Source organism: Methylobacterium trifolii (genome assembly GCF_022179685.1).
GTDB classification, from domain to species: Bacteria; Pseudomonadota; Alphaproteobacteria; order Rhizobiales; family Beijerinckiaceae; genus Methylobacterium; species Methylobacterium trifolii.
The window spans coordinates 13377-29361 of record NZ_BPRB01000120.1 but is presented as its reverse complement, the minus strand read 5'-3'; the positions used below and the strand labels follow the sequence as shown (position 1 = coordinate 29361).

At 71.3% G+C, this 15985-nt stretch carries 19 protein-coding genes; 11 read left to right on the top strand and 8 right to left on the bottom strand.

Annotated elements, in window-relative coordinates; all coding sequences use genetic code 11:
* Nucleotides 1-7: 7 nt before the first annotated feature.
* On the top strand, nt 8-2428 hold the full coding sequence (pheT, locus tag COGEMETH_RS11720) for a phenylalanine--tRNA ligase subunit beta (protein ID WP_238182741.1): 2421 nt from the start codon (nt 8-10) through the stop codon (nt 2426-2428).
* A gap of 53 nt (nt 2429-2481) precedes the next feature.
* Entirely contained in the window at nt 2482-3381 is a 900-nt protein-coding gene (locus tag COGEMETH_RS11715) for a DUF1186 domain-containing protein (RefSeq protein WP_238182740.1), read from the top strand.
* Here COGEMETH_RS11715 and COGEMETH_RS11710 read toward each other — a convergent pair.
* The 3 genes from COGEMETH_RS11710 to COGEMETH_RS11700 form a co-directional block, all read right to left on the bottom strand.
* Complete coding sequence (locus COGEMETH_RS11710) at nt 3350-4138, bottom strand: HesA/MoeB/ThiF family protein (protein ID WP_238182739.1); 789 nt, start codon at nt 4136-4138, stop codon at nt 3350-3352. The two genes, COGEMETH_RS11715 and COGEMETH_RS11710, sit on opposite strands and share 32 nt — an antisense overlap.
* Nucleotides 4139-4248: 110 nt before the next feature.
* Nucleotides 4249-4770 (bottom strand): translation initiation factor IF-3, encoded by a 522-nt coding sequence (gene infC, locus COGEMETH_RS11705; RefSeq protein ID WP_238182738.1) that lies wholly within the window; start codon nt 4768-4770, stop codon nt 4249-4251.
* Between the two features lie 254 nt (nt 4771-5024).
* Nucleotides 5025-6251, bottom strand: coding sequence for a glycosyltransferase family 4 protein (locus COGEMETH_RS11700; RefSeq protein WP_238182737.1), 1227 nt, complete (start codon nt 6249-6251; stop codon nt 5025-5027).
* Between the two features lie 136 nt (nt 6252-6387).
* On the opposite strand from COGEMETH_RS11700, the gene COGEMETH_RS11695 reads away from it, so the two are divergent.
* Nucleotides 6388-7179 (top strand): alpha/beta fold hydrolase, encoded by a 792-nt coding sequence (locus COGEMETH_RS11695; protein ID WP_238182736.1) that lies wholly within the window; start codon nt 6388-6390, stop codon nt 7177-7179.
* A gap of 39 nt (nt 7180-7218) precedes the next feature.
* Here the strand turns inward: COGEMETH_RS11695 and COGEMETH_RS11690 are convergent, their stop codons facing one another.
* Nucleotides 7219-7503, bottom strand: coding sequence for a BQ00720 family protein (locus COGEMETH_RS11690; protein WP_238182735.1), 285 nt, complete (start codon nt 7501-7503; stop codon nt 7219-7221).
* 91 nt (nt 7504-7594) lie between these two features.
* Entirely contained in the window at nt 7595-8023 is a 429-nt protein-coding gene (locus COGEMETH_RS11685) for an Hsp20 family protein (RefSeq protein WP_238182734.1), read from the bottom strand.
* Between the two features lie 429 nt (nt 8024-8452).
* Here COGEMETH_RS11685 and COGEMETH_RS11680 point away from each other — a divergent pair, with 429 nt between their 5' ends.
* The 7 genes from COGEMETH_RS11680 to COGEMETH_RS11650 all read left to right on the top strand — a co-directional run bounded on the left by COGEMETH_RS11680 (nt 8453) and on the right by COGEMETH_RS11650 (nt 13002).
* Nucleotides 8453-8950 carry a hypothetical protein gene (locus COGEMETH_RS11680; protein WP_238182733.1) on the top strand — a complete coding sequence of 166 codons (498 nt, stop codon included), beginning with the start codon at nt 8453-8455 and terminating at the stop codon, nt 8948-8950.
* Between the two features lie 64 nt (nt 8951-9014).
* Nucleotides 9015-9521, top strand: coding sequence for a Tat pathway signal protein (locus COGEMETH_RS11675; RefSeq protein ID WP_238182732.1), 507 nt, complete (start codon nt 9015-9017; stop codon nt 9519-9521).
* Between the two features lie 153 nt (nt 9522-9674).
* On the top strand, nt 9675-10364 hold the full coding sequence (locus COGEMETH_RS11670; RefSeq protein ID WP_238182731.1) for a MotA/TolQ/ExbB proton channel family protein: 690 nt from the start codon (nt 9675-9677) through the stop codon (nt 10362-10364).
* A 150-nt stretch (nt 10365-10514) separates the two neighbouring features.
* Nucleotides 10515-11009 carry a protein TolR gene (gene tolR / locus COGEMETH_RS11665; RefSeq protein ID WP_238182730.1) on the top strand — a complete coding sequence of 165 codons (495 nt, stop codon included), beginning with the start codon at nt 10515-10517 and terminating at the stop codon, nt 11007-11009.
* Between the two features lie 4 nt (nt 11010-11013).
* Entirely contained in the window at nt 11014-12054 is a 1041-nt protein-coding gene (locus tag COGEMETH_RS11660; protein ID WP_238182729.1) for an energy transducer TonB, read from the top strand.
* Between the two features lie 289 nt (nt 12055-12343).
* Nucleotides 12344-12760, top strand: a complete 417-nt coding sequence (locus tag COGEMETH_RS11655; protein ID WP_238182728.1) for a hypothetical protein — start codon at nt 12344-12346, stop codon at nt 12758-12760.
* A gap of 2 nt (nt 12761-12762) precedes the next feature.
* On the top strand, nt 12763-13002 hold the full coding sequence (locus COGEMETH_RS11650) for a BrnA antitoxin family protein (protein WP_238182727.1): 240 nt from the start codon (nt 12763-12765) through the stop codon (nt 13000-13002).
* Here the strand turns inward: COGEMETH_RS11650 and COGEMETH_RS11645 are convergent, their stop codons facing one another.
* From COGEMETH_RS11645 to COGEMETH_RS11635, 3 genes are read right to left on the bottom strand one after another with little or no spacing between them, the layout of a single operon-like run.
* Nucleotides 13003-13467: a YaiI/YqxD family protein gene (locus tag COGEMETH_RS11645; RefSeq protein WP_238182726.1), complete on the bottom strand. Its 465-nt coding sequence runs from the start codon at nt 13465-13467 to the stop codon at nt 13003-13005. It lies immediately after the preceding gene.
* 12 nt (nt 13468-13479) lie between these two features.
* The gene (locus tag COGEMETH_RS11640) at nt 13480-13635 is read right to left on the bottom strand and encodes a hypothetical protein (protein WP_238182725.1); all 156 of its coding nucleotides are present in this window, start codon (nt 13633-13635) and stop codon (nt 13480-13482) included.
* 43 nt (nt 13636-13678) lie between these two features.
* The gene (locus COGEMETH_RS11635) at nt 13679-14761 is read right to left on the bottom strand and encodes an adenylate/guanylate cyclase domain-containing protein (protein ID WP_238182724.1); all 1083 of its coding nucleotides are present in this window, start codon (nt 14759-14761) and stop codon (nt 13679-13681) included.
* Between the two features lie 360 nt (nt 14762-15121).
* On the opposite strand from COGEMETH_RS11635, the gene COGEMETH_RS11630 reads away from it, so the two are divergent.
* Nucleotides 15122-15961: an aldo/keto reductase gene (locus tag COGEMETH_RS11630; RefSeq protein WP_238182723.1), complete on the top strand. Its 840-nt coding sequence runs from the start codon at nt 15122-15124 to the stop codon at nt 15959-15961.
* The last annotated feature ends 24 nt before the right edge of the window (nt 15962-15985 follow it).

Below are 15985 nucleotides of genomic sequence, written 5' to 3'. Positions count from 1 at the left end.
TTCCCAAATGAAATTCACCCTCTCCTGGCTCAAGGACCACCTTGACACCGAGGCCGCCCTCGACGTGATCGCCGAGACGCTGACGCGGATCGGGCTCGAGGTCGAAGGCATCGAGGACAAGGCCGCCGCGCTGCGGCCCTACGTCATCGCGCGCGTGCTCACCGCCGAGCAGCACCCCAATGCCGACCGCCTGCGCGTCTGCTCGGTGGACGCCGGAGACGGGCAGCCTGTCCAAGTCGTCTGCGGCGCGCCGAACGCGCGAGCGGGGATGCTCTCCGTTTTCGCCCCCCCCGGCACCTACGTGCCGGGCAAGGCCATCACCCTGTCGGTGGGCACCATCCGCGGCGTCGAGAGCCGCGGCATGCTCTGCTCGGGCGCCGAACTCGGGATCGGCGAGGACCACGACGGCATCCTGGACCTGCCCGAGGGCTCGCCGGTCGGCACGCCCTACGCGGTGCATGCCGGCCTCGACGACCCGGTCATCGAGATCAACCTGACCCCGAACCGGCCCGACTGCACTTCGGTCCACGGCATCGCCCGCGACCTCGCCGCCACCGGGATCGGCACCCTGAAGCACGCGCCCCTGCTACCGGTGCACGGAGAAGGCCTCTGCCCCGTCACCGTCGACCTCGCCTTGGAGCCGGCGGACCGGGTCTTGTGCCCGCTCTTTGCGCTCCGCCTCGTGCGCGGCGTGACGAACGGGCCGTCGCCCGCCTGGATGCAGGCGCGGCTGCGGGCCATCGGCCTGCGTCCGATCAACGCGCTCGTCGACATCACGAACTACGTCACCTTCGACCGCGGCCGGCCGCTCCACGTCTTCGACGCGGCCAAGGTCGGCGGCGGCCTCAGCGTGCGCCGCGCTCAGGAGGGCGAGACCCTGAAGGCGTTGGACGGGCGGACCCATACGCTGAACGCCGACATCGTCGTGATCGCCGACGCGAACGGCGTCGAATCCATCGCCGGCATCATCGGCGGCGAGGCCTCGGGGTGCGATGCCGGCACCACCGACGTCCTGATCGAATCGGCCTTGTGGGACCCGGCCAACATCGCCCAGAGCGGGCGCCGCCTCGGGGTCGTCACCGATGCGCGCTACCGCTTCGAGCGCGGCGTCGACCCGGCCTTCGCTCTCTCCGGCCTCGACCTCGCCACCTGCCTCGTCCTCGACCTCTGCGGCGGCAGCCCGACCCAGGCGGTCGTCGCCGGCGCGGTGCCCGAGACCGAGCGGACCATCGACTTCCCCTGGACCGAGGTGCGGCGGCTCGCCGGCATCGAACTGTCCCGCGCCGAGATGACGGTGACCCTGGAGTCGCTGGGTTTCCACGTGGCCGGCTCCGGCGACCGGGTGCAGGTGCGGACGCCGTCCTGGCGCCCGGACGTGGAGGGCAAGGCCGACCTCGTGGAGGAGATCGTGCGCATCGCCGGCCTCGATCGGATCGAGGCCAAGCCCCTGCCGCGGGCCGGCGGCGTCGGCAAGCCGCTGCTCACCGTGATCCAGAAGCGCACGCGGGCGGCCAAGCGCGCGCTGGCGAGCCGCGGCCTGATGGAGGCCGTGACCTGGTCGTTCATCCCGCACGACGACGCGGTGCTGTTCGGCGGCGGCGGGGCCGACCTCGTCCTCGCCAACCCGATCGCCTCCGAACTCTCGGACATGCGCCCGAGCCTGGTGCCGGGCCTGTTGCGGGCCGCCCAACGCAACGCAGACCGCGGCTTCCCGGATGCCGCCCTGTTCGAGGTGGGCCAGTGCTTCGCCACCGACGCGCCGGAGGGCCAGACCATCCGCGCCACGGCCGTGCGCCGCGGCGGGGGGACCCATCTCGGCGGCGGCCGGCACTGGGACGGCGGCCCGCAGGTCGTGGACGCCTTCGCGGCCAAGGCCGACGCGCTGGCGCTGCTGACGGCCCTCGGCATCCCGACCGGGGGGCTTCAGGTCGCGGCCGGCGGCCCGGCCTGGCTGCATCCCGGCCGCTCGGGCACCCTGCGCTTCGGGCCCAGGACCGAGATCGGCTGGTTCGGCGAGGTCCACCCGCGGGTGATGAAGGCGCTGGACCTCAAGGGCACCCTGGTCGCCTTCGAGATCGTCCTCGATGCCCTGCCGCTGCCGAAGCACAAGCCGACCAAGGCCAAGCCCGCCCTCGCTCTCTCCGACTTCCAGCCCCTCTCGCGCGACTTCGCCTTCGTGGTCGAACGCGCCGTACCGGCCGGCGACTTGGTCAAGGCCGCCCTCAACGCCGAGCGCAAGCTGATCGCGGGGATCGACGTGTTCGACCTCTACGAGGGCGCGGGCATCCCGGAGGGCTCGAAGTCGGTGGCCATCGCCGTGCGGCTGCAGCCTGTCGAGCGCACCCTGACCGACGCGGAGATCGAGGCGGTGAGTGCCCGGATCGTCGCGGAGGTCGGCCGCAAGACTGGCGCCACCCTGCGCGCCTGAGCATTTTCAAGCACAAGCTCCGGCGGTGATCCGCCGGAGAGCGAGGTTTCGCCATGACCGACGATGCGACCCTGATCGCGGACCTGTCGCGGGCCGACCACCTGCCTGAGAAGGCCCTGCGCGCGGCGCTTGCCCGGCCCGAGGCTTTGGCCGGGGAGACGTTGCGTCTTCTCGAGGCCGCCGCCGAGGGGACGGAGTTGAGTCCGGAGGAGCAGAACCTGATGTTCTGGGGCCTGCACGTCCTGGCCCATGCCCGCGACGCCCGCGCCCTGCCCCCGCTGCTCCGCCTGCTCCGGCAGGACAACGACACCCTCGACCTGCTTCTGGGGGATGCCGTCACCAGTACCCTGCCCCGCGTCGTGGCAAGCCTGTTCGACGGGCAGACCGAGGCGCTGTTCGCTCTGGTCCTCGACAGCACCGCCGACGACTACGTCCGCCATTCCCTGCTGGGCGCCTGCGTGTTCCTGACCCTCGACCGGCGGATCGGGCGCGAGGCGATGCAGGCCCTGCTGATTCGATTCGACGACGCCCACGCGGCGGTCGAGGGCGACATGGCCTGGATCGGCTGGGAGGAGGCGATCGCCTACCTCGGCTTCCGCGATCTCGTGCCGCGCGCGGAAGCGGCCCGCCGCGACAAGCGCATCACCGACGAATTCTCCGACGCGGCCTGGTTCAAGGACACCCTGCGCGCGGCGGAGGCCAAGCCCGAAGACCGCAAGCGCCTCGACCACTGGCACCACGGATACCTCGACGACCCGCTGGAGCAGCTCGCCTGGACCAAGGAAGGCGCCGGGCAGCCCCAGCGCAACCCGTTCAAGGACGTCGGCCGCAACGATCGCTGCCCCTGCGGCAGCGGCCGGAAGTTCAAGAAGTGCTGCCTCGGCAAGGAGCAGACGGAGACGGTCGGCATAGCCGACGTCCTCAGCGTGCTGGAAGCGATCCCGCGCCGTTGAGCGGGTTCGCCTCGTCCCAGCCGTAGGACAGGGTCTCGAAGCGCATCGCGCGGGCATCCACCATGAGCAGGCGCCCGACCAGGGGCTCGCCGAAGCCGGCAACCGCGCGGATCACCTCCATCGCCATGAGCGAGCCCATCACGCCGGCGAGCGCGCCCAGCACCCCGGCCTCGGCGCAGGGCGGGACGCTGCCCGGCGGCGGCGGGCTCGGGAACAGGCAGCGATAGGTCGGGTTCGGATGCCCGTCCGGTCCGGTCTCGTGGGCGCGGATGGTGGTGAGCGAGCCGTCGAACTGCCCGAGCGCCGCCGTCACCAGGGGGCGCCGCGCGTGGAAGCAGGCGTCGGAGACGGCGTAGCGTGTGGAAAAATTGTCCGAGCCGTCGGCGACGAGGTCGTAGCGGCCGATCAGGTCGATCGCATTCTCCGCCGTGATCCGCAACGGGTGGGCGTCCACGCGCACATGCGGGTTGAGGCGGACCACGGCGTCGGCCGCACTCTCCACCTTCGCCCGGCCGATGTCGGGCGTGCCGTGGATCACCTGCCGCTGGAGGTTCGAGAGGGAGACGGCGTCGTCGTCCGCGATGCCGATCGTGCCGATGCCGGCGGCGGCGAGATACTGGATCAGGGGTGCGCCGAGCCCACCCGCCCCGACGACGAGGATGCGGGCCGCCTTCAGCCGGGCCTGGCCGGGGCCGCCCACCTCGCGCAGGACGAGGTGGCGGGCGTAGCGTTCGATTTCTTCGGGTTCGAGGGCCATCAGCGGCAGTTAGGGCGCCTTCGCACCGTGCGAAAGCCCGCAAAAAAGCGCCGCCCCCGACGGAGGCGGCGCTTGTAACGCGGAAATGACGACACGCGAACGCGAGAGACTCAGCGCGGCGCGAGGATCATGATCATCTGGCGGCCTTCCAACATCGGCTCGCTCTCGACCTTGGCGATCTCGGCCGTCTCCATCTTCACCCGCTCCAGCAGGCGCAGGCCGATGTCCTGGTGCGCCATCTCACGGCCGCGAAAGCGCAGGGTCACCTTGACCTTGTCGCCCTCCTCGAAGAAGCGCTGCACCGACTTCATCTTCACGTCGTAGTCGTGCTTGTCGATGCCGGGGCGGAGCTTGATCTCCTTGACCTCGACCGTCTTCTGGCGCTTGCGGGCCTCGTTCTGCTTCTTCTGCTCGTTGAAGCGGAAGCGGCCGTAATCGAGCAGCTTGCAGACGGGAGGGACGGAGTTCGGCGCGATCTCGACGAGGTCGAGGCCGGCCTCCTCGGCCAGCGTCAGAGCGTCGAAGAAGGCCACGACGCCGCGATTCTGTCCGGTATCGTCGATGAGCTGCACTTCGCGGACACCACGGATGTCCCGGTTGGCGCGCGGCCCGTCCTTCTGCGGGGCCGGCATGGCTCTCATGGGTCTACGAATGGCTGTGTTCTCCTGATGCAACGACGAAACGGCGACCCGGACCATCCTGCCCGAGGATGCCCTGACCGCCGAACGCTCCGGCCTTTCCCGGATGACTTAGACTTCGCGCAACCGTGCGGCAAGTCAACACATACGGACATCAGGGGATCGCCGATGGCGGCAATTGGTTCCCCGACGATCGAAACTGATGTGAGACTGCGTCCCGCCGAACACAAGGCCCGGTGGCCCTGCGGTCATTCCACCGGGCGGCCCAACAGCCGGGCGTAGATCGACAGAGTGTCGCCGACCATCCGCTCCAGGGAGAAGTTGGCCTCGACATGGGCCCGCTCGCGCCGGGCGAGGGCATCGCGGGCGCTGGCACCGAGCGACAGGGCCTCTTCCAGGGCGAGCGCCAGGGCCTCCGAATCGCCCGGCGGCACCCGCCAGCCCGTGCGCTGGGCTGGCGCCACGTCGGGGGGGGCGAGCACGGTCTCGGGCACGGCGCCGAGATCGGAGACCACCACCGGCGTGCCCAGCGCCTGCGCCTCCACGGCCGAGCGTCCGAACGCCTCCGGCTCGACGGAGGGCACTGCGACCACGGAGGCCGCGCGGAAGGCCGCCGGCATGTCGGTACAATGGCCGACCCGGCGCACGATGTCCGCCAGGCCGCGGGCGGCGATGAGGGCGTCGAGTTCCCGCTCGTAGGCCGCCCGCCCCTGCGGGTCCCCGGCCAGGATCACGGCGAGGTCGCGCACGCCCCGGTCGCGCATCCGGGCCGCCGCCTCGATCAGGACGCGGTGGCCTTTCCAGGCCGTGAGCCGCGCGGCCAGCAGCACCACCCGCTCGTGCGGCGCCACGCCCCAGGCCCGGCGCAGGGCCTCGACCCGCGCCGGCCCGACCGCCATCGGGCTGAAGCCGGCCAGATCCGTACCTCGGTGGATCACCTGGATTCGCGCTCCCGCCTGCTCGGCATGCAGGGAGCGGATCAGGTCGGCGGTGTATCGGGAGTTGGCGATGACCACGTCGCCCCGCGCCATCACCGAATTGTAGAGCACCTTCACCCCGGTCCGGCCGGAATAGCTGCCGTGATAGGTGGTGACGAAGGGCAGTCCGAGCCGGCGCGCGGCACCCAGGGCCACCCAGGCCGGGGCACGGGAGCGGGCATGCACGATCTGTACGCCCTCACGCCGGCACAGGCGCATCAGGCGGCCGACGTTGAGGACCATCGCGGCCGGGTTCTTGCTGGCGGCCGGGAACGGCAGCCAGACGCCGCCCTTGGCCTGCAGCTCGCCGACCAGCCGTCCACCCTCGGTCGCCACCAGGGCGCGGGCGCCTGCGGCGGCCAAGCCCGCGGCCACGTCGACGGTGGTGCGCTCGGCCCCCCCGGCATCGAGTTCGGGGATGATCTGGAGCACGCAGGCGCCGGCGAGCGGCGCGGCATCGGCCGGAAAGCCGATCGCGGGACGCAGGTCTTCGCTCATCGCCGCCCGATCCGCGCCGGATTCTGCGGACCGGACTCCGCCCTCGTGCGTACGCTCATTGCCACAGGATCGCGCCCGCGCTTTACGGTCCGGTAAACGGAGCCTGAAGCCGCAGCGTTCAGGGCGGGAAACGTCGATGGCGGAGAGTGGGATGGCCGGGGAATGCGAGGGGCTCCAGTTCGTCGAGGTAGGCGAAGGCCCGGACCGTCGGCGGATCGCGGTACGGATTCGCGAGGGCACGGGACCCACGGTCGTGTGGCTCGGCGGCTTCCGCTCGGACATGGGCGCGACCAAGGCGATGGCCGTGGATGCCTGGGCGGCCGGGACCGGTCGCCGCTTCGTGCGCTTCGACTATTCCGGGCATGGCGCTTCGGGCGGAGATTTTGCCGCCTGCACGATCTCGACCTGGCTCGCGGATGCCGAGGCGGTGCTCGCGGCCTTCGCGCCGGAACCCCCGGTGCTGATCGGCTCCTCGATGGGGGGCTGGATCGCGTGCCTGGCCGCCCGCGCCCGCCTGTGGCGCGGGCAAGGGCCCGCCGCCGGGCTGGTGCTGATCGCGCCCGCCCTCGACTTCACCAAGGACCTGATGTGGGACCTGTTCCCGAAGGACGTGCGGGACACCCTGGAACAGGACGGGGTCTGGATGCGCGCGAGCGCCTACGCCCCCGAGCCAGACCCGATCACCATGGCGCTGATCGAGGACGGACGCCGCAACCGGCTGCTCAACGGGCCCCTCGATCTCGGCTGCCCGGTCCACATCCTCCAGGGGATGCAGGACCCGGACGTGCCCCACCCCCATGCCTTCAAGATTCTCGACCGGCTACCGAACGCAGGCGCGGTGCTGACCCTGATCGCGGACGGCGACCACCGCCTGTCGCGGCCCCAGGACATCACCCGGCTGATCGCGGCGGTGGCGGAAATCGCATGAGGGCGGCGCCCATCGGGGACGGGCGCCGCCCGTCCGCGTTCAGTGCAGGCTGACGGGATAGAGGTCGTGCGCGGCGGCGTTCGCCAGGATCACGTCGCGGGAATCGGCGAGCAGGATCGGCGCGCCACTGGCCGAGAGCAGGGCGAACAGGTCTAGGCCAGGGGTCAGCTCCGGCGCCTGCGGAAACAGCCGGTGGACTTCGTCCGAGCGTATCGGCCGCACGTAGGCGATGTGGCCTTCGCCGAGCGCGGCGAGGTCGGCAGGCGCGAACTCAGCGGGATCGAGGTCTGCGGCGGTGAGCGGAGAGGGATTCAGATCGGTCATGGGGTGCCCTCCTTACGAGGCAGAGCGGACGGCCCCCGTCCCGTAGCGACGGAAAGGCTCCTGACCCGATGTGGGGATTGTCGACGCCCGATCAATCACGGGCGACGATGTCGATCCGCCGCACGATCCGGTCCGGCTCCGGGCGGACGAGGTCGATCGAGAGCAGCCCGTTCGAGAGGTCGGCCCCCATCACCTCCATGCCGTCGGCCAGCAGGAAGGCGCGCTGGAACTGGCGCGCGGCGATGCCGCGATGGAGGAAGTGCCGCTCGCGCTCGTCCACCTGGCGGCCCCGCACCACGAGCTGGTTCTCCTCCAGCATCACGTCGAGCTGGTCGCGGGTGAAGCCCGCCACCGCCAGGGTGATGCGCAGCCGCTCCGGCTCCCGCTCGGTGCGGGCCAGACGCTCGATGTTGTAGGGGGGATAGCCGTCGTTGGCGGCCTTCGAGACGCGGTCGAGGGCCTGCTCGATCTCGTCGAAGCCGAGCAGGAAGGGGTGTCCGAACGGAGAGACACGGGTCATCGTCGGCGAGCCGATCCTCGTAGGCGAAGCCCCGCGCCCGGGGGCGACCCACGGGCGATCGGGCGCTTCGGTTGCCGCGGAGCCCGCATGCGCGGCACTCCGTCCGGCGGCAGCCCGCCGACGATCGAGATATGGCCGAGGCCCCGGCGGCCATCAAGGAGCCCGGCCGTATCCCTTGTGGGCCGGTCCCCGGGCGGATGGCTCCGACCGAGATAGGCAATAAAGGAATCCTCGTTCGGGATGATTAGGCAACGGTGCGGTGCCCGTAGAAGCAGTCACGGTGAAGCCTCCGGGTAACAGTTTGGAACTGCTCTGATTTTCAGGGCAGCCCTTGATCCTTGGGGCGCACCTCGGATACTGCCGGCCGACAGTCACCGACCGGATTTCGCCCATCGAGCCCGGCTTGCGGTCCGTCCCACCGGAGGCCGAATGAGCGTTTCGTCGATTCCGCCGAACCACGACCGGATGCCGAAGGTGACGGAGGTGTGCGGCGACGACGCGGACGTGCTGGCGCTTTCCGTGGTGCGGTTCGTGGCGGCCGGCTACATGACGTGGGACGTGGCTTGCTGGGACGCCGCCTTCGAAGGGGCCGAGAAACTCCTCGGTTCGGACGAAGGCTGCCGCTTCGTCTCCTGCGTGGTCGGCATCGTCCGGGCGCTGCGGGCGGAGCGGGAGGACGAATGGTCCTTCATGCCTGCGACCTGCTGCCGCGTGACCGGGCACGAATGCGCCCTGGTCGCCCTGCTGGGACGCGGCCGCCGCCGCCTCTGGGACGAGGTCGGACGCGGCGCCGCCGAGATCACGGGCCGTGCCGAGGCGCCACGCCTCGTCGCCGCGGTCCGGGCGGCCGTGGAGGCGATGGACGCGGCGGCCGGCCGGCTCAAGCCCGGATCGCAGGGCCGGCCCGAGGGGGCCGTGCTGCATTGAGCGCCATCGGCGTGACGATTGGACGAGATCAGGCCCCGCCGGGGTCCGGAGGAGCGGGGACGTGATGCAGAGCGGACAGGTGATCGGGCAGGGCATACCCCTTTATCGCCTCAGGATCGGACGGCTCGCCCTCGACACGGCGGCCTGCCTCGTCCTGTCGCTGGTGCTGCTCGTCTCCGCCTTCGCCCAGGATTCCGCCGGCCCGTTGGCGACGGAGCCGAAGGCGTCGCTGAAGCTCCAGCTCAACCGGCTCGAGCCCGCCCCCGACGCCTGCCGGATCACCATGCTCGTCGACAACAGCCGTGGCGGCGCCCTGAAATCCTACCGGGTCGACCTCTTCGCCTTCGATACCGAGGGGGTCGCCCAGAAGCGCGTGGCCGTCGAACTCGGACCCCTGTCGCCGAAGAAGACCACCGTGAAGATCTTCGATTTTCCCGGAATCACCTGCCCGAAGATCGGCCGCGTGCTCCTGAACGACGTACTGGCCTGCGAGGGCGGCGAGGCCGGGCGCGAAGCCTGCCTCGAACGTACCGAGACCGAGAGCAAGGCGGGCATCGCCTTCGACCGTTGAGGCCGGCTCCGAACCGGACCCGCATCGGACGGCCCGTCGCGGGAGCGACGCCAACGGGTCGGCCGGAGATGAGAATCAACCGACCGACGGCCCCACGCCGCCGGCCGGCCCGCGGCCGTTGCCGCACCCGTTCGAGAGATTGAGGAGCCCGAAATGGAGCCGACCCCACCCCCGATCGAAGTCGCCCACGACTTCTCCTTCGTCGGCCTGTTCCTGCAGGCCGACCCGATCGTGAAGGGCGTGATGATCCTCCTGATCGTCGCCTCGATCGCGTGTTGGACCATCGTCTTCGAGAAGATCGTGCGGCTGGCCGCCGCCAAGCGGCAGGCCAAGGCCTTCGCGGCCCTGGTGCGCTCGGGCGGCAGCCTCGACACCGGCCTCAAGGGCATCTCGGGCCACGTGGTCAATGCCGGGCTGGAAGCCTGGCGCGACCAGGACCAGACCGAGACCCGCGCCGAACGGCGCGAGCGCATCGAGCGCGCCATGCGCGGGGCGCTGGGCACCGAGGTCAAGCGCCTGCGCGCCGGCCTGTCTCTGCTGGCGACCTCCGGCTCCACGGCGCCCTTCGTCGGCCTGTTCGGCACGGTCTGGGGCATCATGAACTCGTTCTCCTCGATCGCCCGCAGCCAGGACACGTCGCTGGCCGTCGTGGCGCCGGGCATCGCGGAGGCGCTGTTCGCCACCGCCATCGGCCTCGTCGTCGCGATCCCCGCGGTGATGGCCTACAACAAGCTGACGAGCGACGTCGGACGGGTCCAGAGCACCTTCGCCTCCGGCATCGGCCTGCTCGGCAACCGGCTGGCCCGCGACCGCACCGCCCAGCACCGCGCCGCCGCCGAGTAGCGCCCCCCTCTCCCCGAGCGTCGACACGACGGGGAGCTTCGCGATTCGACGGCGTCCGGGCCACCCGAGCCGGACGCTGCGTGTCAGACGTCATGTACACCTTGTGGCGGCGCGCGCGAGCGGCGCGGCCGCCTGTCCGGAGGACGCCGAATGGCGATGGGTTCGATCCGCGCGAGCGACGACGACGAGGACGGCCTCGACACCGCGCCGATGTCGGAGATCAACGTCACCCCGATGGTCGACGTGATGCTGGTGCTGCTGATCATCTTCATGGTCGCGGCGCCCCTGATGACCACGGGCGTGCCGGTGCAACTGCCGAAGACCGCGGCCGCCAAGGTCGCCCAGGCCAAGAAGCCCCTGGAGGTCACCGTCGACAAGGAGGGCAAGCCCTCCATCGCCAAGGAGATCTTCACGGTCGAGAGCATCATGCCGCGCCTGCGCGCCATGGCCACCGAGGACAAGGAGCAGGTCATCCTCGTTCGGGGCGACAAGGACGTGCCTTACGGCAAGATCATGGAGGTGATGGGCCTCGTCGGGCAGGCCGGCTTCACCAAGGTCTCGCTGATCGCCCAGTCTCCCGGCGCCGCGCCGGGGGCGCCGGCAGCGGCTGCACCCGCCGCCTCGGGCAGCGGGGCGGCGCGGTAGTCCCATGAGCGCCATCGCTTCCGCCGGCGGCCCCGATCAGAGGCCCTCCGGGCTCGTCCCGGCATTCCTGGTCGCCCTTGCCCTGCACATAGCCGCGCTGATCGGCATCGCCTTCCTGCGCCTGACGCCGCCGGCCCCGCCCGGCGAGCAGCAGATCTCGATCGACCTCGCGCCGCTGATGACCGACGCCGAGACCCAGGCACCGAGCGAGCAGCAGCAGAGCGAGGCCGCGCCGCCCGAGACCAAGCCGGTCGAGGAGCCGGAGGTGCCGGTGGCGACGCAAGCCCCGCCGCCCGAGGCCGCCGAGGTCAAGCCGGACGAGGCCAAGACCGAGCCGCCTCCGCAGACGCAGGCGATCACCGAGCCGCCGCCGGATGCCGTCGCGGTCGAGCCGGAGAGCCAGGTCATCACCTCGACGGCCCAGCAGGCCGAGCCCCTGGTCCCACCGCCCCCCGTGCTCGCCCAGACCCCGGAGCCGCCCAAGCCCGTCGAGCCCGAGAAGCCGAAGCCGGACCTCGTCAAGCTGAAGGCCGAGCGCGAGGCCAAGCTGAAGGCGATCCGCGAGGCCAAGCGCCGCGAGGAGCAGGAGGAGGCCCGCCGCGAGGCGGCCGAGGAGCGGCGCGAGGCGGTCCGCGAAGCCAAGGCGAAGGCCGCCCGCGAGGCGCGGGCCCGGCAGGCCGCAGCGAACGCCGGTTCGGACAGCCGCAGCTCGGCATCGTCCTCGCGCCAGAACGCGGCGGGCCGGGCGTCGGCCGGCAACGACCCGAACGCCCTGCGGCAATGGACCGGGGCCATCAGCTCGGCCATCCACGGCCGGATGAACTCCGGCGCTGCCGCGGGCACGGCTGGTGGCACGGCGATGGTGCGCTTCACGGTGCTGCGCTCCGGCCAGGTGACGAGCGCGGGCCTCGCCCGCAGCAGCGGCGTCGGCCAGATCGACAGCGCGGCCCTCGCGGCCGTGCGTGGCAGCCTGCCCGCCGCGCCCCAGGGCGTCTCCCAGTCCAGCCTCTCGGTGACGATCCCGCTCAACTATCGGGTGCGCTGACGACGAGACGAAACTGCAGCGCGTGCCCGGGGATGTCCTGCCCCGGATGTGCGAGTGCATGGGGATGACGCGGCGGCACTATTCGCCTTCGACGGTGCCGCCGTGCTATACTGGCGTCAGGTTCGCACGCCGCGACATCGTCGCGGCCGTCTCGCGGACCCGATCGACCCGGCCTCTCCCGACCCTCCGACGCGCAAGGCCGGATCTGCCGCGATCCGGAAACGGTGGCGCGCTGCAAGCGGCAGCGTGCTTCGGCATGACGGAATCGGGAGGCGACGAAAGGATTGCGATGAGCGACGAGACCGACCTGGAAGACGAGAACGAGGTGGCCCTCAGCCCCGAGGCCGAAGCCAAGGCGAAGGCCGAAGGCCGCGCCGAGCGTGCCGAACGCGCCGAGCGCATGGCTCGCGAAGGCGCCCAGGCGATGGCCGAGCATCTGGCATCGATCAAGGCGGTCGACGAGCGGACGGTGCGCCTGCGCGAGCTGCGCCTCGCCAAGGAAGCTTCCGAGGCTGAGTCGAAGGCCGCCGAGGTGAAGCCCCGCGCCACGAAGGTCAAGACGGGTGTCGTCAAGGCGGGCGCGACCAAGGTCGGCGTGATCCAGGCCAACACCAAGACCGCACCTGTCAAGGCCGTGCCCGCCAAAGCCGCGCCGAAGGCCGCCCGCGCAAAGAAGGCTGCCGCGCAGCCCGGCAAGTCGTCCTGACGATGGCACGCGACCGGCGCTTCACCGACCCGCGGCAAGCGGCCGAGGCGGCCTTCAAGGCTGCGACCTCGACCAAGCCCCCGGCGGAACCGCCCGAGCCGCGGCGGCCGGCCGCGGTGCCGGGCGCCCGCGAAATGGTGACCCTGCGTCTCGACCGTGCCGTGCTGGAACATTTCCAGAAGGATGGTCCGGGCTGGCAGGACCGCATCAACGATGCCCTCAAGGATCTGGTCGCGACCTGATCAATCCTGCCGGCGTCGCATACGGTTCACGGCCCCGTCGAGGGCGCCGAGGAATGCCGAGCGATCCCGTGCGGAGAACGGCTTCGGGCCGCCGGTGATGGTTCCCGCCTCACGCAGGGACTGCATCAGGTCGCGCGTTGCCAGGGCCATGCCGATCGAGCTGTCGGTGAAGGGCTTGCCGGCCGGCGTGATCACCGTGGCGCCGGCCCGGACGCAGCGGCTGGCCAGGGGCACGTCGGCGGTGACTACGATCGCATCCGGCCCGGCCCGCTCGGCGATCCAGTCGTCGGCCGCGTCGAGGCCGTCGCCGACCAGCACGCGCTCGATCCAGGGTTCGCGCGGGACCTGCAGCATGCTGTTGGCGACCACGTAGACGTGGAGCCCGTAGCGGGCGGCAACGCGATAGGACTCGTCCTTGACCGGGCAGGCGTCGGCATCGAGGTAGATCGCGATCGGGCCTTGCATGGTCGGGACGCCTCAACGCTTCGGAACGAGGCAGGCCGAGAAGCCCGCCGGGATCAGGATCACACCCAGGGCGAAGCGGCCCTTGTCGATGTCCCCGCCGATCGAGGCGATTGTCGCCCGACCGACCACGACAACACCCAGCGGTGGCAGCCCGAGGCGCGGGGCCATCCGCAGCGCCTCGCAGGCGCCGGGCCGGAACGGGTCGGCGTGCTCATCGGATTGCGGCCGCCGCCACTGGGACCGCGCCCGCGACGGCCGTCGGACGCGCTCCGCCGACGCCCGCACGCTCCAGGGTGGCCACGGACAGGGGCTGCCCCCGCCCGCGCAGGGCGTGTGCGCCCAGCGACCGCGCATGGATGCCGGGCGGCAGGTCCCCGAGCCGGTCGAGCAGGTCCTGGGAGATCAGCACGTCGACCCCGAGCGGCCGGCACAGGGCCTCGATGCGAGAGGTGACGTTCACCGCATCCCCGAAATAGGCGATCTTGTGCCGGTCGATCCCGACTTCGGCCGTGACCACGGAGCCGCCATGCAGGGCCGCGCGCAGGCGGGGGACGGTGCCGAAGCGCGCCGTCCAGGTCTCGGCCTCCGCCTCGATCCGGTCGAGAACGTCGAAGACGCAGGCCACGCAGCGGGCGTCCTTCAGCCCGCGCTGCATCGGCCACGTGATCATCGCCAGGTCGCCGATGTAGTCGTCGGTGGAGCCGGCGTTGCGGCGCACGGGCTCGGCCAGCGTCGCGAAGACGGCGCTGAGGTATTCCTGCGCGCGCAGGTCCCCATGGGTCTCGGCGAAGGCGGTGGAGCCCACTACGTCGAGGAACAGGAAGATCCGCTCCTCGCGCACCGGCTTGTGGTAGCGGCCGATCAGCAGGTTCACGAAGACCTCGCCGCCGATCAGGTCGCGCATGCGGATGACGAAGACGAGGACCGCCGAGACGGCGAGGGCGTAGGTCAGCACCCGCGGCGTGATCCGCACGGCCTCGGAGAGCGGGTCCCCGGTCAGGCTGAGGCCCCAGACCACGAGGCCGCCCAGCGCGTTGCCGGCCACGATCATCAGCACGTAGACGAACTCGGCAGCCGGCACGTAGAGGCTGGCCGGCAGGCGCCGGATCTTGGCCTGGAGGCCGCCGAGGATCAGGCCGCGGTCGAAGGCCAGGGCCGCCGAGCCCATGCAGAGGCCGTAGACGAAGCCGGCGGCCGGCGAGGCCCCCTGCGCGAAGATGAAGTTGTAGAGCAGGCCCGCGCTCGCGGCGGCGAGCAGGATCGCGCCCCAGAACCAGCGATGGTGCGGCAGCATCAGCCCGGCCCTGTCAGGGCGGTCACGCGGAGCCGTCTCGACGGCTTCAGGACGCGAAGATCGTCCCGCGGACCGGATCTTTCAGGAGGACACGCGCGCGCGAACGGTTTTCCCGCGCGGATGCTCCGGTGATCCGCGTTTGCCTTCGAAGCGACGGTGCACACGGAGGGGACCCTGGCCAAAACTCTGGCACCGGCGGCGCCGCCACCCCATTGCTCATCCCCCCATGATGGCGCGAATAAGGCGTCGGCGACGCGTCCGGACCGTTCCAAGAGGCCCACGAGAGGTCTACGGGTCCGGATCGAGAGATGCCGCCATGACGGCAGCGAAGTCCGGAATGCCCGGACAGGGAGCCTTGCCATGCTCGCGAGACGCTTCGGCCCGACCGGGATTCGCGTCCCCGTCATCGGCCAGGGAACCTGGCGCATCGACTCCGCCGAACGGGACGGGGCGGTCGCCGCGCTGCGGGCCGGCATCGATGCGGGGATGACCCATATCGACACCGCCGAGATGTACGGCGAGGCGGAAGCCATCGTGGGCGAGGCGATCGCCGGCCTTCGCGAGGAGCTGGTCCTGGTCTCGAAGGTCGTGCCCGGCAACGCCACCCGCCGCGGGGTGGTGCGGGCCTGCGAGCAGTCCCTCCGTCGCCTGCGCACGGACCGTCTCGACTGCTACCTCCTGCACTGGCCCGGCAACCATGCCCTCGAGGAGACGGTCGCGGGCTTCGAGGACCTGCGAAAGGCCGGCAAGATCCTGTCCTGGGGCCTCAGCAACTTCGACGTGGAGGACCTGGACCGGGCACTGGCCATCGCCGGCCCCTACCGGATCGCCTGCAACCAGGTGCTCTACCATCTCGGCGAGCGGGCGATCGAGCACGCGGTCCTGCCCTGGTGCACCCGCAACGGCGTCGCCCTGGTCGGCTATTCGCCCTTCGGCAGCGGAGACTTTCCCGATCCCGCGAGCCCTGGCGGCCGGGCCCTGGCCGGGATCGCCGTCGCGCACGGCACCACGCCCTATGCCGTGGCCCTCGCCTTCCTGACGCGGCTGGACAACACCTTCACCATCCCCAAGACGGGCCGGCCCACGCGCGCGGTCGAGAACGCTGGAGCGGCCGCCCTCCGCCTGACCGCCGCCGAACTGACGCTGATCGAGGCACAGTTCCCCCGCGGGCCCCGGCCGCGGACCCTGCCGATGCTGTGAGCGCGATTGCTACAGGGTGTGGCC